Annotated in this window: 14 protein-coding genes; 8 read left to right on the top strand and 6 right to left on the bottom strand. The window is 67.7% G+C overall.

The features are described 5' to 3' along the window. Window positions 1-336: 336 nt before the first annotated feature. Window positions 337-882, bottom strand: coding sequence for a phosphonate metabolism protein/1,5-bisphosphokinase (PRPP-forming) PhnN (gene phnN, locus CDV49_RS15855; RefSeq protein ID WP_088216386.1), 546 nt, complete (start codon window positions 880-882; stop codon window positions 337-339). A gap of 226 nt (window positions 883-1,108) precedes the next feature. Between phnN and phnF the strand changes: the two genes are divergently transcribed. From phnF to CDV49_RS15815, 8 genes are read left to right on the top strand one after another with little or no spacing between them, the layout of a single operon-like run. Next, window positions 1,109-1,855, top strand: a complete 747-nt coding sequence (gene phnF, locus CDV49_RS15850) for a phosphonate metabolism transcriptional regulator PhnF (RefSeq protein WP_088216385.1) — start codon at window positions 1,109-1,111, stop codon at window positions 1,853-1,855. Between the two features lie 22 nt (window positions 1,856-1,877). Beyond that, window positions 1,878-2,330, top strand: coding sequence for a phosphonate C-P lyase system protein PhnG (gene phnG, locus CDV49_RS15845; RefSeq protein ID WP_088216384.1), 453 nt, complete (start codon window positions 1,878-1,880; stop codon window positions 2,328-2,330). Next, window positions 2,330-2,857 (top strand): phosphonate C-P lyase system protein PhnH, encoded by a 528-nt coding sequence (gene phnH / locus CDV49_RS15840; protein ID WP_088216383.1) that lies wholly within the window; start codon window positions 2,330-2,332, stop codon window positions 2,855-2,857. The genes phnG and phnH overlap by 1 nt, the downstream gene beginning before the upstream one ends. Beyond that, a complete protein-coding gene (locus tag CDV49_RS15835) occupies window positions 2,857-3,960 on the top strand; it encodes a carbon-phosphorus lyase complex subunit PhnI (RefSeq protein ID WP_088216382.1) in 1,104 nt (367 codons plus the stop codon). Before phnH ends, CDV49_RS15835 begins: the two co-directional genes overlap by 1 nt. After that, the gene (locus CDV49_RS15830; protein ID WP_088216381.1) at window positions 3,957-4,871 is read left to right on the top strand and encodes an alpha-D-ribose 1-methylphosphonate 5-phosphate C-P-lyase PhnJ; all 915 of its coding nucleotides are present in this window, start codon (window positions 3,957-3,959) and stop codon (window positions 4,869-4,871) included. Before CDV49_RS15835 ends, CDV49_RS15830 begins: the two co-directional genes overlap by 4 nt. Continuing rightward, complete coding sequence (locus CDV49_RS15825; RefSeq protein ID WP_088216380.1) at window positions 4,868-5,680, top strand: ATP-binding cassette domain-containing protein; 813 nt, start codon at window positions 4,868-4,870, stop codon at window positions 5,678-5,680. The genes CDV49_RS15830 and CDV49_RS15825 overlap by 4 nt, the downstream gene beginning before the upstream one ends. 10 nt (window positions 5,681-5,690) lie before the next feature. Continuing rightward, window positions 5,691-6,404, top strand: coding sequence for a phosphonate C-P lyase system protein PhnL (locus CDV49_RS15820; protein WP_256947374.1), 714 nt, complete (start codon window positions 5,691-5,693; stop codon window positions 6,402-6,404). Then, window positions 6,391-7,596, top strand: coding sequence for an alpha-D-ribose 1-methylphosphonate 5-triphosphate diphosphatase (locus tag CDV49_RS15815; RefSeq protein WP_088216379.1), 1,206 nt, complete (start codon window positions 6,391-6,393; stop codon window positions 7,594-7,596). The genes CDV49_RS15820 and CDV49_RS15815 overlap by 14 nt, the downstream gene beginning before the upstream one ends. A 3-nt stretch (window positions 7,597-7,599) precedes the next feature. Here the strand turns inward: CDV49_RS15815 and CDV49_RS15810 are convergent, their stop codons facing one another. The 5 genes from CDV49_RS15810 to CDV49_RS15790 all read right to left on the bottom strand — a co-directional run bounded on the left by CDV49_RS15810 (window position 7,600) and on the right by CDV49_RS15790 (window position 12,673). Next, window positions 7,600-8,556, bottom strand: a complete 957-nt coding sequence (locus CDV49_RS15810) for a glucokinase (protein ID WP_088216378.1) — start codon at window positions 8,554-8,556, stop codon at window positions 7,600-7,602. A 92-nt stretch (window positions 8,557-8,648) separates the two neighbouring features. Then, window positions 8,649-9,908: an MGH1-like glycoside hydrolase domain-containing protein gene (locus CDV49_RS15805; RefSeq protein WP_088216377.1), complete on the bottom strand. Its 1,260-nt coding sequence runs from the start codon at window positions 9,906-9,908 to the stop codon at window positions 8,649-8,651. 12 nt (window positions 9,909-9,920) lie between these two features. After that, window positions 9,921-10,970 (bottom strand): ABC transporter ATP-binding protein, encoded by a 1,050-nt coding sequence (locus tag CDV49_RS15800; protein ID WP_088216376.1) that lies wholly within the window; start codon window positions 10,968-10,970, stop codon window positions 9,921-9,923. A 15-nt stretch (window positions 10,971-10,985) separates the two neighbouring features. Beyond that, on the bottom strand, window positions 10,986-11,828 hold the full coding sequence (locus CDV49_RS15795; RefSeq protein ID WP_088216375.1) for a carbohydrate ABC transporter permease: 843 nt from the start codon (window positions 11,826-11,828) through the stop codon (window positions 10,986-10,988). Then, on the bottom strand, window positions 11,825-12,673 hold the full coding sequence (locus tag CDV49_RS15790) for a carbohydrate ABC transporter permease (protein ID WP_088216374.1): 849 nt from the start codon (window positions 12,671-12,673) through the stop codon (window positions 11,825-11,827). Before CDV49_RS15790 ends, CDV49_RS15795 begins: the two co-directional genes overlap by 4 nt. Between the last annotated feature and the right edge of the window lie 349 nt (window positions 12,674-13,022).

Genomic DNA, 13,022 nt, shown 5'->3' with positions numbered 1-13,022 from the left:
CCGATAAGTGCAACAATGCCCGTTCCAGGGAAAGACGGCGGCAGGGCTAGGCTCCATTCTCGCATCCATCGCCCGAAATACGCTCTCGGCGATACCAAGGTCACGCGCGACCTGCGTCATCGCAACGCTCCGGTCTGTTACCCGCCTCACCGCGTCCCGGCTGAGCTTTCGCCTCACCATGTCCGCTCTCGAGGTTCTCGGTCACGACCTATCTTCGTGCTGCCGAAACCGGCAGTCGTCCCGTGCGGGGTGCCGGTTTCGCAAGAAAAGAGCCTGCTTTCGGTGCTGTGCCTTATGCGTAAATCCGCTCAGAAAAGGGCAGCGATTAGGATCGGGCTACCCCATAACTCGACGCGACACCCGGTCCAGCGCGTGAAGGAACTGCTCGACGGCAACCTCCAGCGCCCCGCCATTGTCAATCGTGCTGACAGCGAGGTTTCGCGGGAGAGGCGCGGTATCACGGACAAGGCGTTGCGCGATTTCCCCTGCGGTTTCCCGCCCGCGCTGGGCAAGGCGGTGGGCGAGCACTTCCGGCGGGGCGGTGATCTGAAGAATTCGCAGCGCGGGAAAGACCTCAACGGCCCTTTCCACCATCGCGCGGGAGGCGTTGAACAGCACGTCTCGCCCGGAGATTATTTCCGACCACGGAATACCATAGGACAGGCCGTGCGCCTGCCAGTGCAGGGCGAAATCGCCCGCTGCCAGCCGCTTCTGGAATAGCGCTTCGCTCACGCCCTCGAAGTCTTCCCCGCCGGCTTCGGTGGGCCGCGTGATGACGCGGCGGACGCGGTGGATCTCTGGCCTGTGCGCGAGCGCCGCGGCGATCACCGTGTCCTTGCCGGCGCCCGATGGGCCGACCACCGCGAAGATCGCTGTCCTCATCTTATCCTCCTGACCCCTTCGCGGTCGTTCGCCGGCGAGGGGTGTCAAACGGTTACGGCGCACTCGCGGCATTCTGCAATAATAATTTCGTGAATATTTGACGACATTTCAAAGACATACAAATATTTGCAGAGCCGTGGAATTTTTTCCGCGAGGTCTTTGTATTTCATCTTGCCGTCATAGTCTGCAGCTATTCATAATTCATTCGAATGACTCGGAGGCTCACATGGGGCGCGAGAACTGGCAGATGATCCGGGACAGGATTTCGGAGGAGATCGCCTCGGGCAGCTTTTCGCCCGGCGACAGGCTGCCGACAGAGCCCGAACTGTGCCAGCTTTTCGGCGCGGGCCGGCATTCAATCCGCCGCGCTGTCGCCGCCCTTGCGGTGGAGGGCAAGCTGCGGGTGGAGCAGGGGCGGGGAACTTTCGTGGAATCGGCCCCGCTCATCAACTATCACATCGGCCGCAGGACCCGCTTCCGCCAGAACCTTCAGGAGCAGGGTCTGGCGCCCGGGGGCGATCAGATTTCGGCGGAAATCGTGCCTGCGCCCGCCCGGATCGCCCGTGCGCTGGCGCTGGAGGAGGGTGCTGCCGTTCACCGGCTGCTGAACCGGGGGCTGGCCGATGACGTGCCGATCAGCCTCGGCCTCTCCTGGTGCTGCGCCGCGCGGTTTCCTGATTTCGCAGAGCGCCGCGCGGCGGGGCAGGCCGTCAGCGACATCTATGCCGCTCATGGCGTGACCGACTATTTCCGGCGCTCCACCACCATCTTCGCCCGCCGGGCGGAGGAGGAGGAAGCGCGCCTGCTTGCCCAGCATCCGTTGCTGCCCGTCCTTGTCGTGCAGAAGACCGACGTGGACGAGGCAGGCCAACCGATCGGCCATTCCGAAGCGGTCTGGTCGGCGGAGCGGGTGCAGTTCACCTTCGACACCGATCCGCCGGGCGCGGAACGGCCTGACGACAGCCGGTTCTGACCGGCAACAGAAAGAGGACAAGATGTTCGACCAGAACAGCCTCCCCCCCGCGGGGGGAGACGATCATGCGCGCCTGCTCGCTACACTGGCGCGGGCCGATGCCGCGGCGCTGAAGGCGCTGGCGGAGGGGCTGCTTCCCCGGCTGGGGGAGGTGGAAGTGCTGGCGAGCCGCACCGGCCTCGTCATGCTGCCGATGCGCGACACGGTGAAGGGGACGGATTTCCACCTGGGCGAGGTTCTGGTGGCGGAAGCCCATCTGCGCCTCACCTCCGGGACCGAGGGCTATGGCATGGTGATCGGCCGCGATCTGGAGCGGGCGATGGCGATGGCGCTGACGGATGCCGCATATGCCGAAGACGTCGGCCGGCCGGAGATCGAGCGTTTCGTGACAGCTGAGGCCGCGCGTCAGGCCGCCGGGGACCGTGACACCCTCCGCGCCGTTGAGGCGACTCGCGTCGAGATGGAGACGTTCTGATGGCTGCTCCCCTGCCGAATATCGACGAAACCCGTGACAATGCCACGTTCGAGGCGCTGATGTGGGCGCTGTCCCGCCCGGGCGTGGAGCGGCGGCTGCCGGAGCCGGGGCTCGCCCCGGTGGCGCAGGCGCTCGTGGATCTGGAGGTCACGGCCTTCACGGATGACGAGGGGCTTCAGCGCCTCATCGACCGCACGGGTGCGCGGCCTGCCCGTCTGAACACTGCCGATTACCTGTTTCTTGCCAGCGGCGCGGAGGCGGCGTTCCGGCAGGCTCGGACCGGCTCCGCGATCCACCCTGAAGCGGGGGCGACGCTGGTCGTCGCCGCGCCGCTGGAGCGCGGGCCCCGTCTGCGACTCGCCGGTCCGGGGATCGACGGTTCTGTCACCATTGCCGCGGCTCTGCCGCCGGAGCTTTGGGACATACGTGCCGAGCGCGTGGCCTACCCGCTCGGCTTCGACCTGTTCCTCGTGGACGGAGACCGGATCATCGGTCTGCCCCGCTCCACCCGCATCGAGGTGCTCTGATGGCTTATGTTGCAACGCGCGGCGGAGAACGCGCCATCGCGCAGGCGGAGCGGCTTTACCGGGAGGGGCTGGGCACCATCGACCAGAGCCGTGTCGCCGCTGTCGCCGCGGCGCTGCCCTGGCTCGTGGACCGGGTGATGGGCGAGGCCTCGCTCTATGAGCCGGAACTGGCCGCGCTCGCGCTCTCCCAGACGGGCGGCGATCTTTACGAGACGGTGCTTCTGCTCCGCGCGTGGCGCACGACCCAGCCCCGGCTGATGGTGGCGGAGCCGGTGATACAGGAGGCGCTGTTCACGCACCGCCGCATTTCCGCGGCCTTCAAGGACATTCCGGGCGGTCAGATCCTCGGCCCGACGCTGGACTACGCCCACCGCCTTCTGGCGACGGGTGTTCTGGAAGGCGCGCCGCTGGTGCCAGAGCCGGTGGAGCGCGCGGCGATGCCTGCTCCGGCATTTCAGCCCTCGCTTGCCGCCTGGCAAAAGGCCGAGGGCCTCGTGGCCGACCCGCCGCGCGAAAATGTGGCGCCGGAAAATATTCCAGATCTCACGCGGGAGCCGCTCCTTTTCCCGGCAAAACGCGCGCATACGCTCCAAAGCCTTGCAAGAGCTGACACTGGCGGCGTTCTGGCACTGGGCTATTCGGCCATGCGGGGCTACGGCAATGCTCACCCGACGGTGAATGAGCTGCGGCTGGCGGAGGCGGAACTGCGCGTGCGCCATCCGCGCGGAACGATATTCGCGGCAGGACGTGTCAGGGTCTCGCAGGCGGAGGTCGCGGCAAAGGACACGTCCAGCCAGATCCGGCTGGGTTTCTCCGCCACGCTGGGCTGGAACGAGGTGAAGGTGATCTCGGCCGCGACGCTCGACCTGAACGCGCCGGGCGCGGCAAAGGGATCACCGACGGAGGAGGAGTTCTTCCTTTACCACACCGAGCCAGTGGAAGCCTCCGGCTTCTGCATCCACTTCAAGCTGCCGCACTACGTGACCTTCCAGTCCTCGCTCGACGCAATGCGCGACGCACGGGCGCTGAAGGCGGCGACTGTCCCTGAAGCCGATCCGCACGCCAGCCCGGCCGAGGAGAAAATCGAGGAGCCGACCCCATGACCGCCCTGAGCGACCTTACCCGCCCTTGGGAGGCGATGAGCTACGGCTTCCTCGACCCTTCCGCCAAGCGCGAGATGCGCCGCGCCATGCTGAAGGCCATCGCCGTGCCCGGCTGCCAGATCCCCTATGCGAGCCGCGAAGTGCCTATGGCGCGCGGCTGGGGCACGGGCGGGCTTCAGGTGACGCTGACGCTCGTGAACCCCGCCTCCGTGGTGAAGGTGATCGATCAGGGCGCGGATGACAGCGTGAATGCCGTTTCCATCCGCCAGTTCGTCGCCCGCGTGGCGGGTGCGCAGGGCACGGAGGACACGGCGGAGGCCACGATCCTGCAATCCCGCCACCGCATCCCGGAGGAGGTGATGCGCGAGGATCAGGTGCTCGTCCTCCAGGTGCCGAACCCGGAGCCGCTCCGCCCGGTGGAGCCGAACATCTCCGTGGCGCGGCAGATGCATGCCGATGCCGATTACGGGCGGCTCTGGCTGGTGCTCTATGAGCAGATCGTGCGGTCCGGGCGGATCATGCAGGGTGCCTCATACCCGGCGCTGGTCAACGGGCGGCACGTGATGACGCCGTCGCCAATCCCGCGCTGGGACGTGCCGAAGCTCAACATGGCGCAGCATCTGACGCTGCTGTCGGCGGGGCGGGAAAAACGCATCTTCGCCGTGCCGCCGTTTACGCCGGTGGAACCGCTGGCGTTTTCCGACGTGCCCTACCGGGTGGAGGATCACGCCGGGCTCACCTGCGGGCGCACGGGCGTCAAAGGCTTCTTCATGAACGAAATTCCGCAGGCCGACGGCGGCTCGATCCATGAGCTGTCGGACTCGGGATATGCCGTCAAACACATCCGGGCGGCGGAGGGCGAGGGCGTCGCCCCCGGAGAAACATGGTATGTGAACGGGGTGATGAAATGACCCGGATTGCTGAAGGAACGGGCCGCGCCGCGCCGCGCCTGATGACGACGCCGCCGATCATGACAATGACCGGCATTTCCCGCCGCTTCGGCAGGGTGACGGCGCTCGACGATGTGGATGTGACGGTCTATCCCGGCGAGGTTCTGGGCATCGTCGGCGAGAGCGGGTCGGGAAAATCCACGCTGCTCCGCATGATGAACCTTGAGGACACGCCCGACACCGGTGACTACAGGCTGGCGATTCCGGGGGCGGAGGGCAACCTCTTCGACCTCGACCGTTATGCGCGGCGGATGCTCTGCGCGCGCCATGTGGGGATCGTTTATCAGAACCCGCATCTGGGGCTTCTGATGCGCAACTCCTCCTCCGGCAATGTCGCCGAGCGGCTGCTGATCGCGGGGGAGCGTCGCTTCGCCACGCTGCGCGAAAAGGCGAAGGAGGCGCTGGCGGCATCCGAATTTCCGCTGGAGCGGATGGATGCGCGCCCGATCGAGCTGTCGGGCGGGATGCAGCAACGGGTTCAGCTTGCCAAGGCTATCGCTCTGGAACCCGCGCTGCTGCTGCTGGACGAACCGACCACCGGGCTTGATGTCTCGGTGCAGGCGCTGGTGCTGGACACGCTGAAACGGCTGCAACGCGACCGGTCGATCACCATGGTGCTGGTCAGCCACGATCTGGGCGTCATCCGCACCATGGCGGACCGGGTGATGGTGATGCGCCGGGGACGCGTGGTCGAGCAGGGACTTGCCGACCAGATTTTTCAGGACCCGCAGCATGACTACACCCAGTCCCTCGTTCATGCCAAACTGTGAGGTGACCATGATGCACCGCTCCCTCCCCGTGCTCGAAGTCGAAGGGCTCGCCAAGCATTTCGACATGCACCATCTCCACCAGCGCCTCCCGGCATTCGAGGGGGTGAGCTTCCGTCTGCATCCCGGTCAGTTCCTGCTGCTCAGCGGGCACAACGGCGCGGGCAAGTCCACGCTGCTGCGGACGCTCTACCGGACCTATCTGCCGAAGGGCGGCCATATCTGGCTCAACACTGCGGAGGGGAGGATCGACCTTGCCACTGCGGCGGATGTCGATGTGGCGCTGCTCCGGCGGCGGGAGATCGGGTTCGTCACCCAGTTTCTCATCGCCCGCCCCCGTGTCGCGGCGGAGGATATCGTGGCCGAACCGCTGCGCCTCGCCGGGCGCCCCGCTGCCGAGGCGCTGGAAGCCGCGCGTGCGGCCCTGGCGGAGTTCGGGGTGAAGCGCGAGCTTTGGGCGGCCTATCCGTCCACCTTCTCGGGCGGGGAGCAGCAGAAGGTGAACCTCGCCCGCGCGCTCATCCTGCCGCAGCGGCTCCTGATGCTCGACGAGCCGACGGCCTCGCTCGACGCGGGCGCGCGAGGGGCGCTGGTGCGCCGGTTGCGGCAACTGAAAACCGAGGGCGTCGCGATGATCGGCGTCTTTCACCATCCCGGCGATGTGGCCGGGCTGATCGACGCAGAACTCGACCTGTCCACGAAGGAGTTGGAACATGTGGCTCAGTGATTTCCGGGTCATCCTGCCGGATGACGTGCTGGAGAGCGGCTCCGTCCGTGTGGAAGACGGCCGGATTGCCGATATCGTGGAAGGCCCTGTCGCGGGCGCGGCGGTTGCGGGCGACGGGCTTCTGCTCATGCCGGGCTTCATCGACATGCATGGCGACATGATCGAGCGGGAGGTGGAGCCGCGCCCCTCCGTCCACATGCCGCTGGAGCTGGGTATCCGCGATCTGGACAGGAAGCTGGCCGGCTCGGGCTTCACCACCGCCTACGCCGCGCTGTCCTTCAGCCCTGCCTCCACCTATGGGCACCTCAGGAGCTATGACCACACGACGGAGGTCATCCGGGCGCTTCGCCGGATGCGGGGCGATCTGCTCATCGAGCATCGGGTTCATGCCCGGTTCGAGATCACCTTTCCCAAGGCGCTCGACGTGGTGCATGAACTGATCTCCGAGGGGAGCGTGGAGCTTATCTCCCTCACCGACCATACGCCGGGGCAGGGCCAGTATCGCGACATCGAGCGCGTGGTGGAGCGGACCATGGCGGAAAAGGGACTCTCGGCGGAGGAAGCCGCCGCTGCCGTGGCCGAACGCATCGCCGAACGCACACGCCCGGAGGAGGAACTGGCCGCGACGCTCTCCCGCATCTCCACTGCCTGTCACGCGAATGGCGTGGCGCTGGCGAGCCATGATGACGATACCGTGGCGAAGGTCGGTATCATGGCCGCGCTTGGCGTCTGCATCAGCGAATTCCCGGTGACGGAGGAAGCGGCGGTGGAGGCGCGCAGTCGCGGGCTGGCCACGGTGATGGGTGCGCCGAACGCGCTGCGCGGCCAGAGCTATTCGGGTAACCTCTCGGCCCGCGCGGCGCATGCGGCGGGTCTGCTGGATATCCTCGCCTCCGACTATCACCCCTCCGCGATGCTGCCCGCCGTTCTGGAGCTGGCCAAGAGCGATCCGAACGGGCTGGCGGGTGCCGCACGGCTGTCCGCCGGAAACGTGGCGGAGGCGCTGGGGCTGAAGGATCGCGGGGCCATCGCCGTCGGCCGCCGCGCCGACCTGATCGCCGCCACGGACGAGGGTCTGGGCCATGTCGTCGCCACGTTGCGCGGCGGGCGGATGGTCTATTCCAACGGTCGGCTGGACAGCGGGGCCTTCCGCGCGGCGCGGCCGGTCAGGGCGGTCGCGGCGGTGTCCTGACGGTCAGGGCGCGGTGGCGGCGAGATAGGCAGCGCAGCCCGTGAGGGCTGCGAAGTCGTCCTCGATCACCGACAGGCCGAAGTCGGCCATGAAGGGGCCGAAGCGCCCCTTCTCCCGGAAGGCGTCCGACAGGCCGAAGGCGTCGAACCACGGCAGGAAGGCGCGCGCCACCCCGCCGATCAGGTAGATCCCGCCAAAGGGCAAGTGGATCAGCGCCAGATCACCGGCGACGGCGCCAAGCAGGCGAACGAAGATCCGCCCTGCCTCCACCGCGCGCGGCTCGCCTGCTTCCAGTGCGGCCATGATGGCGGCGGTATCGCGGGCCGGCGCGCCATGGCCGAGCCAGGCGTCGATCCGCGTCACGCCGCGCCCGGAGAGGATGTCCTCCACCCCGACGAAGCCATGCACGCCCTCCAGTGCGCGCACGAGGGACAGCGCCTTTTCCGTGCGGACCGGCAGGGTGACATGGCCCGCCTCCGACGGCAGGACGACCCGTCCCGCGGCGGTTTCGTGCACGGCGGCGGCGTTGAAACCGGTGCCGACCCCGATCACCAGCCGAGTGGCACCCGGCCCTGCGTTGCTCCCGGCAAAGACCGGGGTGATCTCCCCTTCGGGTATCGCGTCGAGCGCATAGCCCTGCGCCACGAGATCGTTCAACACCGCCGCCCGGGCCGCTCCCGTCGCATCGCGGAGCAGGTCGGGATCGGCGGACCAGTCGAGATTGGTCAGCCGCCCGATATGATCCCGCACCGGCCCGGCAATGGCCGCGCAGGCGCTGTCGCAACGCTGCAGGCCCATGTCCGCGCCGAACTGGCGCAACACCTCCGCCAGCGAGCCATGCCGGGTATTGGCGAAGCGGCGGATGGTAGCCGCATCGACCCTGCCGCCCCGGGCGATGGCGACACGGGTATTCGTGCCGCCCACATCGGCAACCACATCGATCCGTTCGGGTGTCTGCATGTCCGGCCTCCGCTCGGTTTTCCCCTGTTTGCACCGGGTGGGCGCGCGGTTCCAGCCCGTCGGACCGAAAGCCGCGCGGAAACGGAGCGGGATCAGGCGGTCAGGGCGCGGAAATGCAGGTAGGCGGCCGCGCTCCAGGAGAAGCCCTGTCCGCCCAGCCCCTCTCCCGTGCCCGGGTGGAAATATTCGACGAAACCCGCGGTTTCCATCGCCCGGCTGACGGAGATGCGGAGCGTCCGGGCCAGGTCCGGCACCCCGTTCCGGTCAAGCCCTGCGGCGAGCAGCCAGTCGATGATGGGCCAGACGGGCCCCCGCCAGTAGCGGCGCGGCTCATAGGCCGGGCTGTCGGCGGGCGTCGTGGGGAAGGCCACGCGGAGGCCCTGCATCCACTGCCGCATCTCTGCCACCGCCTCATCGCGGATGTCGGCGGGCAGATCAAGCGCGAGGAGCGGGATGAACCCCGCCTGCGTGGGCGTGGCTACATCGGTTCCGGCGATCAGGTCGCGGATGAGAAAGCGGCGATGCTCCGGCGACCAGCGGGACAGAAGCGCCGCGCGGGAGCGGGCTGTCATCGCGCGAAGCTCCTCCCCCGCTTCCGGCAGGGCCAGCGCCTCTGCCACCTTCAGCAGATCCTCCCCCGCTTTCAGCAGGATCGCGGTCGTCTGCACGCAGCCCATGCGGAAGGGCGCGGCCGCCCACTGCCGCGCCGGTTCCCAGCCGCACTCCGCGTAGGTGTCCACAAGGTGGATGAACCGCTGGTAATCCTCATCCCGCGGCCGCATGGCGGGGTCCACATGGCCGGTGTCCTTGCGACGCACCGGTTCCCGCGTGGTCGTGGGCACGCGGGAGAGCGCTTCATCCCATGCGGGCGAATTGTCCGATCCGCTTTCCCATGGGTGGAGCAATGCCACGAAGCCCGTCCCCTCCGGGTCGCGGGCCGAATACCACCAGCGATGCCAGCGGAGCGCCGCCTCGAACAGCGGGCGGATGCGGGCCTCCGGGGCGCCCCGCTCCTGCAGCACGCGGACCGCCATGCCGAAAACCGGCGGCTGGGTAATGCCGGACGTGGCCACGGCATTCCCGGTACGCCAGACCTCGGGTCCGGGGTAGTAGCTGTCGCTTGGCTGGTGGAACACGATCTGCGGGATCATGCCGTCCGGCCACTGCCCCTCCGCGAGGCGTTCCAGCTCGCGGCAGCCCCGGTCAACGTCATAGGTTGCGAACCCCATGGCGACAAAGGCGGAATCCCAGTTCCACTGGAAGGGATAGAGCCGATCGGTCGGCAGGGTATATCCGCCCCTGTCGTTGCGGGCGAGGACGGCCTTGGCGGCGGCGATGTGATCGGGTGTCATGGGAATGTCCGGTCAGGCTGAAAGGCTGCGTCCGCTCTCGGGCGAGAGCCAGACAAGGCGGGCGATGTCCGGGGCAAGGGCGATCTCCTCCCCCGGTCGGATGTTCTCTCCGGGCGGCAGGCTCACGCGGACCGGCTCTCCGGCGATGGTGCCGGTGAGGAGGAGGTGGGAACCCATCGGTTCGGCCACGCGGACGGTCATCGGCAGACCCTCGCCCGCCCTTGCCCGCCGGACGGCTTCTCCGCGCAGGCCGAGCGTCACGGCCGCGCCCGATCCGGGCGGGGCAGCGACACGAAAACCGCCGAGCGCCACCGCACCGCCCTCCACGGGCAGCGTCAGGAAGTTCATGGGCGGATTGCCGATGAAGCCGCCGACGAAGCGCGTCGCGGGCCGGTCGTAAATCTCCACGGGCGAGCCGATCTGCTCCACTACACCGTCGTGCATCACCGCGATCCTGTCGGACAGGCCCATCGCCTCCGTCTGGTCGTGGGTGACATAGAGCGTGGTGGTTCCGGCCTCCGCCAGCACCTGCTTCAGCTCCGTCCGCATCTCCAGCCGCAACAGCGCGTCGAGGTTGGAGAGCGGCTCGTCCATCAGCAGCACCGCCGGTTCGACGGCAAGCGCCCGCGCCACCGCCACCCGCTGCCGCTGGCCGCCCGAGAGCTTGTTCGGATAGCGGTCCAGATAGGGCTCGATATGCAGCAGCGCCGCAGCCCGGGCGACCTGCGCGGTCACGCGGGCCTCCTCCGCCTTCTGCATCCTGAGACCGAAGGCCACGTTCTCCCGCACGGTCATGTGGGGAAACACCGCATAGTTCTGGAACACCATGGCCAGTCCCCGGTCCTTCGGTTCCAACCCGAGGACGGAGCGGCCGCCGATGCGGACATCCCCGGCGGTCGCCGTTTCCAGACCCGCGACGATGCGGAGCAGCGTGGTCTTGCCGCAGCCGGAGGGACCGAGGAGGGAGACAAACTCTCCGTCCCGGACGGTGAGGGACACTTCCTTCAGCGCGTCGGTCGCGCCGAAACGCTTCCGTATGCGGTCGATGACGATATCAGCCATGAATGGGTCTTCCGGTCATTTCGACGAAACGCCCCAGATCGCGAACAGGTAACGCCGGACGGCGAAGATGAACGCGACGGAGGGCACGATGAGCAGCAGCCCGCCCGCAAAGCGGTAATGCAGCGGACTTTCCGACAGGACGGTGAGCAGATAGGCGGTGAGCGTCCGGTTGCGGACGGTCAGGACGGAGGCGGCGAACACCTCGTTCCACGAGATGACGAAGGCGAAGACCGCCGTCGCCGCGAATCCGGGCAGCGCCAGCGGCACGACGATGCGGAAGAACGCCTTCAGCCGCGAGCAGCCGAAGACCCATGCGGCCTCCTCAAGCTCCCGGGGGACGCCCATGAAGATGCCCTGCGTCACCAGCGCCGCAAAGGGCAGCGCGAGGATGGTGTGGATCAGCCCGACGCCCAGCACCGTGTCATAAAGACCGAGCCGGATGTAGGACACCGTGAGCGGCAGGGCCAGAACCGCCAGCGGGAAGGCGCGGGTCAGCAGCACCATCACCCGGAACAGGTTCTTGCCGCGAAAGTCGTAGCGGGCGAGCGCATAGCCGGCGGGCGCGCCCAGCAGCAGCGACAGCAGCACCGTGATCCCCGCCGCCCAGAGCGAATTAAGCAGGGCCGTGATCAGCCCCTCCGTCTGGAGAAAGACCATGAACGCATCGAGCGAGACATTGGTGGGCAGGATGGTCTTGGGCCATTGATAAACTCCCTGCCTGCCTCCGAAGGCGCCGAGCGCAAGCAGATAGATCGGCACCAGAACCCAGGCGCAGAGCGCGGCGATCCCGGCCCAGAACAGCAGGCGGCGCGCGGCAGGCACGCTGGGAGGGGCGGCGGTCACGGGGGTATCGCTCATGGCAGCCGCTCCGGGTCAACCTTGATGGCTTTCAGGTAAACGAATGTCGCGGCGAGCGAGATTACCATGATCAGCACGGCATAGGCCCCCGCCACCGCGTAGTTCTGGTTGTCGTGCTGCCAGACGTAGGTTTCGCCCATCAGCACGGGGAAGTTCCGTCCGCCGAGCGCATAGACGACCGCAAACACCTCGAACGCCAGAACGGTGCGCAGGATGAGCGCGGATTGCAGCGCCGGACGGATGAGCGGCAGGGTGATCTTGGTGAACCGCGTCCAGCGCGACGCGCCGAAGACCGCGGCCGCCTCGCCGAAATCCTTCGGTACTTGGTTCAGCCCGGCGACGATCACGATGAGCACGATGGCGGTGGAGCGCCAGATCTCCGCCGCGACCACGCCGAAGAACAGCGCGACCGGCGTCTGATAGGTGAGCCAGGCCGTCTGCCGCGGGATCACGCCCAGCATGTAGAGCAGGCTGTTGAGATAACCCGAGTTCTGCAGGATGGAGAGCCAGACCAGCCCCGCCGCCAGATCGGATATCGCAAGCGGTATCGTCCAGATCCACAGGATCGTCTCCCGCCCCCGCCCGATCTTGGCCACCATCGTGCCCATGAGCAGCGACAACGCCACCTGCACGGGAACGACGATCGCCGTCAGCAGTAGCGTATTGCGAAGCGCCGGAGCGAAGTTCAGATCTCCCGCCATCCGCCGGACATGGTCGAGCGTCGGCTGCCCGCCGTCGGAGAAGGCCAGCCAGACCGTCTGCACCAGCGGGATGAGGAACAGCACCACCAGAAACACGCTGGCGGGCAGGATGAGCAGATAGGGGGTCCAGCGTCTTTCGGGCATGGTATCCTGCGTGAAGGGGCTTCCCGGGCGACGTTTCAGGTCAGAAGGGACCAGCGACAGTGGCGGGAATGCACACCGGCCGGCGAAGCGGGGGTCTCGACCGGGAGGTTTCCGGGAAGGGGTTTGCGGGTCTCCGGGTTGCGGGGAGGGAGCTTATACGGGGGCCGGTATGGGGCCTGATGCGGGAGGCCGGGGGCCTGATGCGAGCCCGGGGTCCGGCGGGCGGCGAACCGCCCGCCGTCCGTCTCTGACGGATCAGGGGGGAGGGATGATCCGCCGGGACAGCGGCGCGCCGGGGAGGGCGGCGCGATCCGCCGGTGCCGTCATGTCAGGGGGCGCGGCACTCATC

The sequence above is a fragment of the Haematobacter genomosp. 1 genome, from assembly GCF_002196855.1.
Lineage (GTDB): Bacteria > Pseudomonadota > Alphaproteobacteria > Rhodobacterales > Rhodobacteraceae > Haematobacter.
Note: the sequence above shows the minus strand (reverse complement) of the source record. Positions and strands in the feature narration are given on the sequence as shown.

Excerpts from the sequence above, each read along its gene's own strand:
- phnN (WP_088216386.1), bottom strand. The coding sequence starts at position 882 with ATGAGGACAGCGATCTTCGCGGTGGTCGGCCCATCGGGCGCCGGCAAG.
- phnF (WP_088216385.1), top strand. The coding sequence starts at position 1,109 with ATGGGGCGCGAGAACTGGCAGATGATCCGGGACAGGATTTCGGAGGAG.
- phnG (WP_088216384.1), top strand. The coding sequence starts at position 1,878 with ATGTTCGACCAGAACAGCCTCCCCCCCGCGGGGGGAGACGATCATGCG.
- phnH (WP_088216383.1), top strand. The coding sequence starts at position 2,330 with ATGGCTGCTCCCCTGCCGAATATCGACGAAACCCGTGACAATGCCACG.
- CDV49_RS15835 (WP_088216382.1), top strand. The coding sequence starts at position 2,857 with ATGGCTTATGTTGCAACGCGCGGCGGAGAACGCGCCATCGCGCAGGCG.
- CDV49_RS15830 (WP_088216381.1), top strand. The coding sequence starts at position 3,957 with ATGACCGCCCTGAGCGACCTTACCCGCCCTTGGGAGGCGATGAGCTAC.
- CDV49_RS15825 (WP_088216380.1), top strand. The coding sequence starts at position 4,868 with ATGACCCGGATTGCTGAAGGAACGGGCCGCGCCGCGCCGCGCCTGATG.
- CDV49_RS15820 (WP_256947374.1), top strand. The coding sequence starts at position 5,691 with ATGCACCGCTCCCTCCCCGTGCTCGAAGTCGAAGGGCTCGCCAAGCAT.
- CDV49_RS15815 (WP_088216379.1), top strand. The coding sequence starts at position 6,391 with ATGTGGCTCAGTGATTTCCGGGTCATCCTGCCGGATGACGTGCTGGAG.
- CDV49_RS15810 (WP_088216378.1), bottom strand. The coding sequence starts at position 8,556 with ATGCAGACACCCGAACGGATCGATGTGGTTGCCGATGTGGGCGGCACG.
- CDV49_RS15805 (WP_088216377.1), bottom strand. The coding sequence starts at position 9,908 with ATGACACCCGATCACATCGCCGCCGCCAAGGCCGTCCTCGCCCGCAAC.
- CDV49_RS15800 (WP_088216376.1), bottom strand. The coding sequence starts at position 10,970 with ATGGCTGATATCGTCATCGACCGCATACGGAAGCGTTTCGGCGCGACC.
- CDV49_RS15795 (WP_088216375.1), bottom strand. The coding sequence starts at position 11,828 with ATGAGCGATACCCCCGTGACCGCCGCCCCTCCCAGCGTGCCTGCCGCG.
- CDV49_RS15790 (WP_088216374.1), bottom strand. The coding sequence starts at position 12,673 with ATGCCCGAAAGACGCTGGACCCCCTATCTGCTCATCCTGCCCGCCAGC.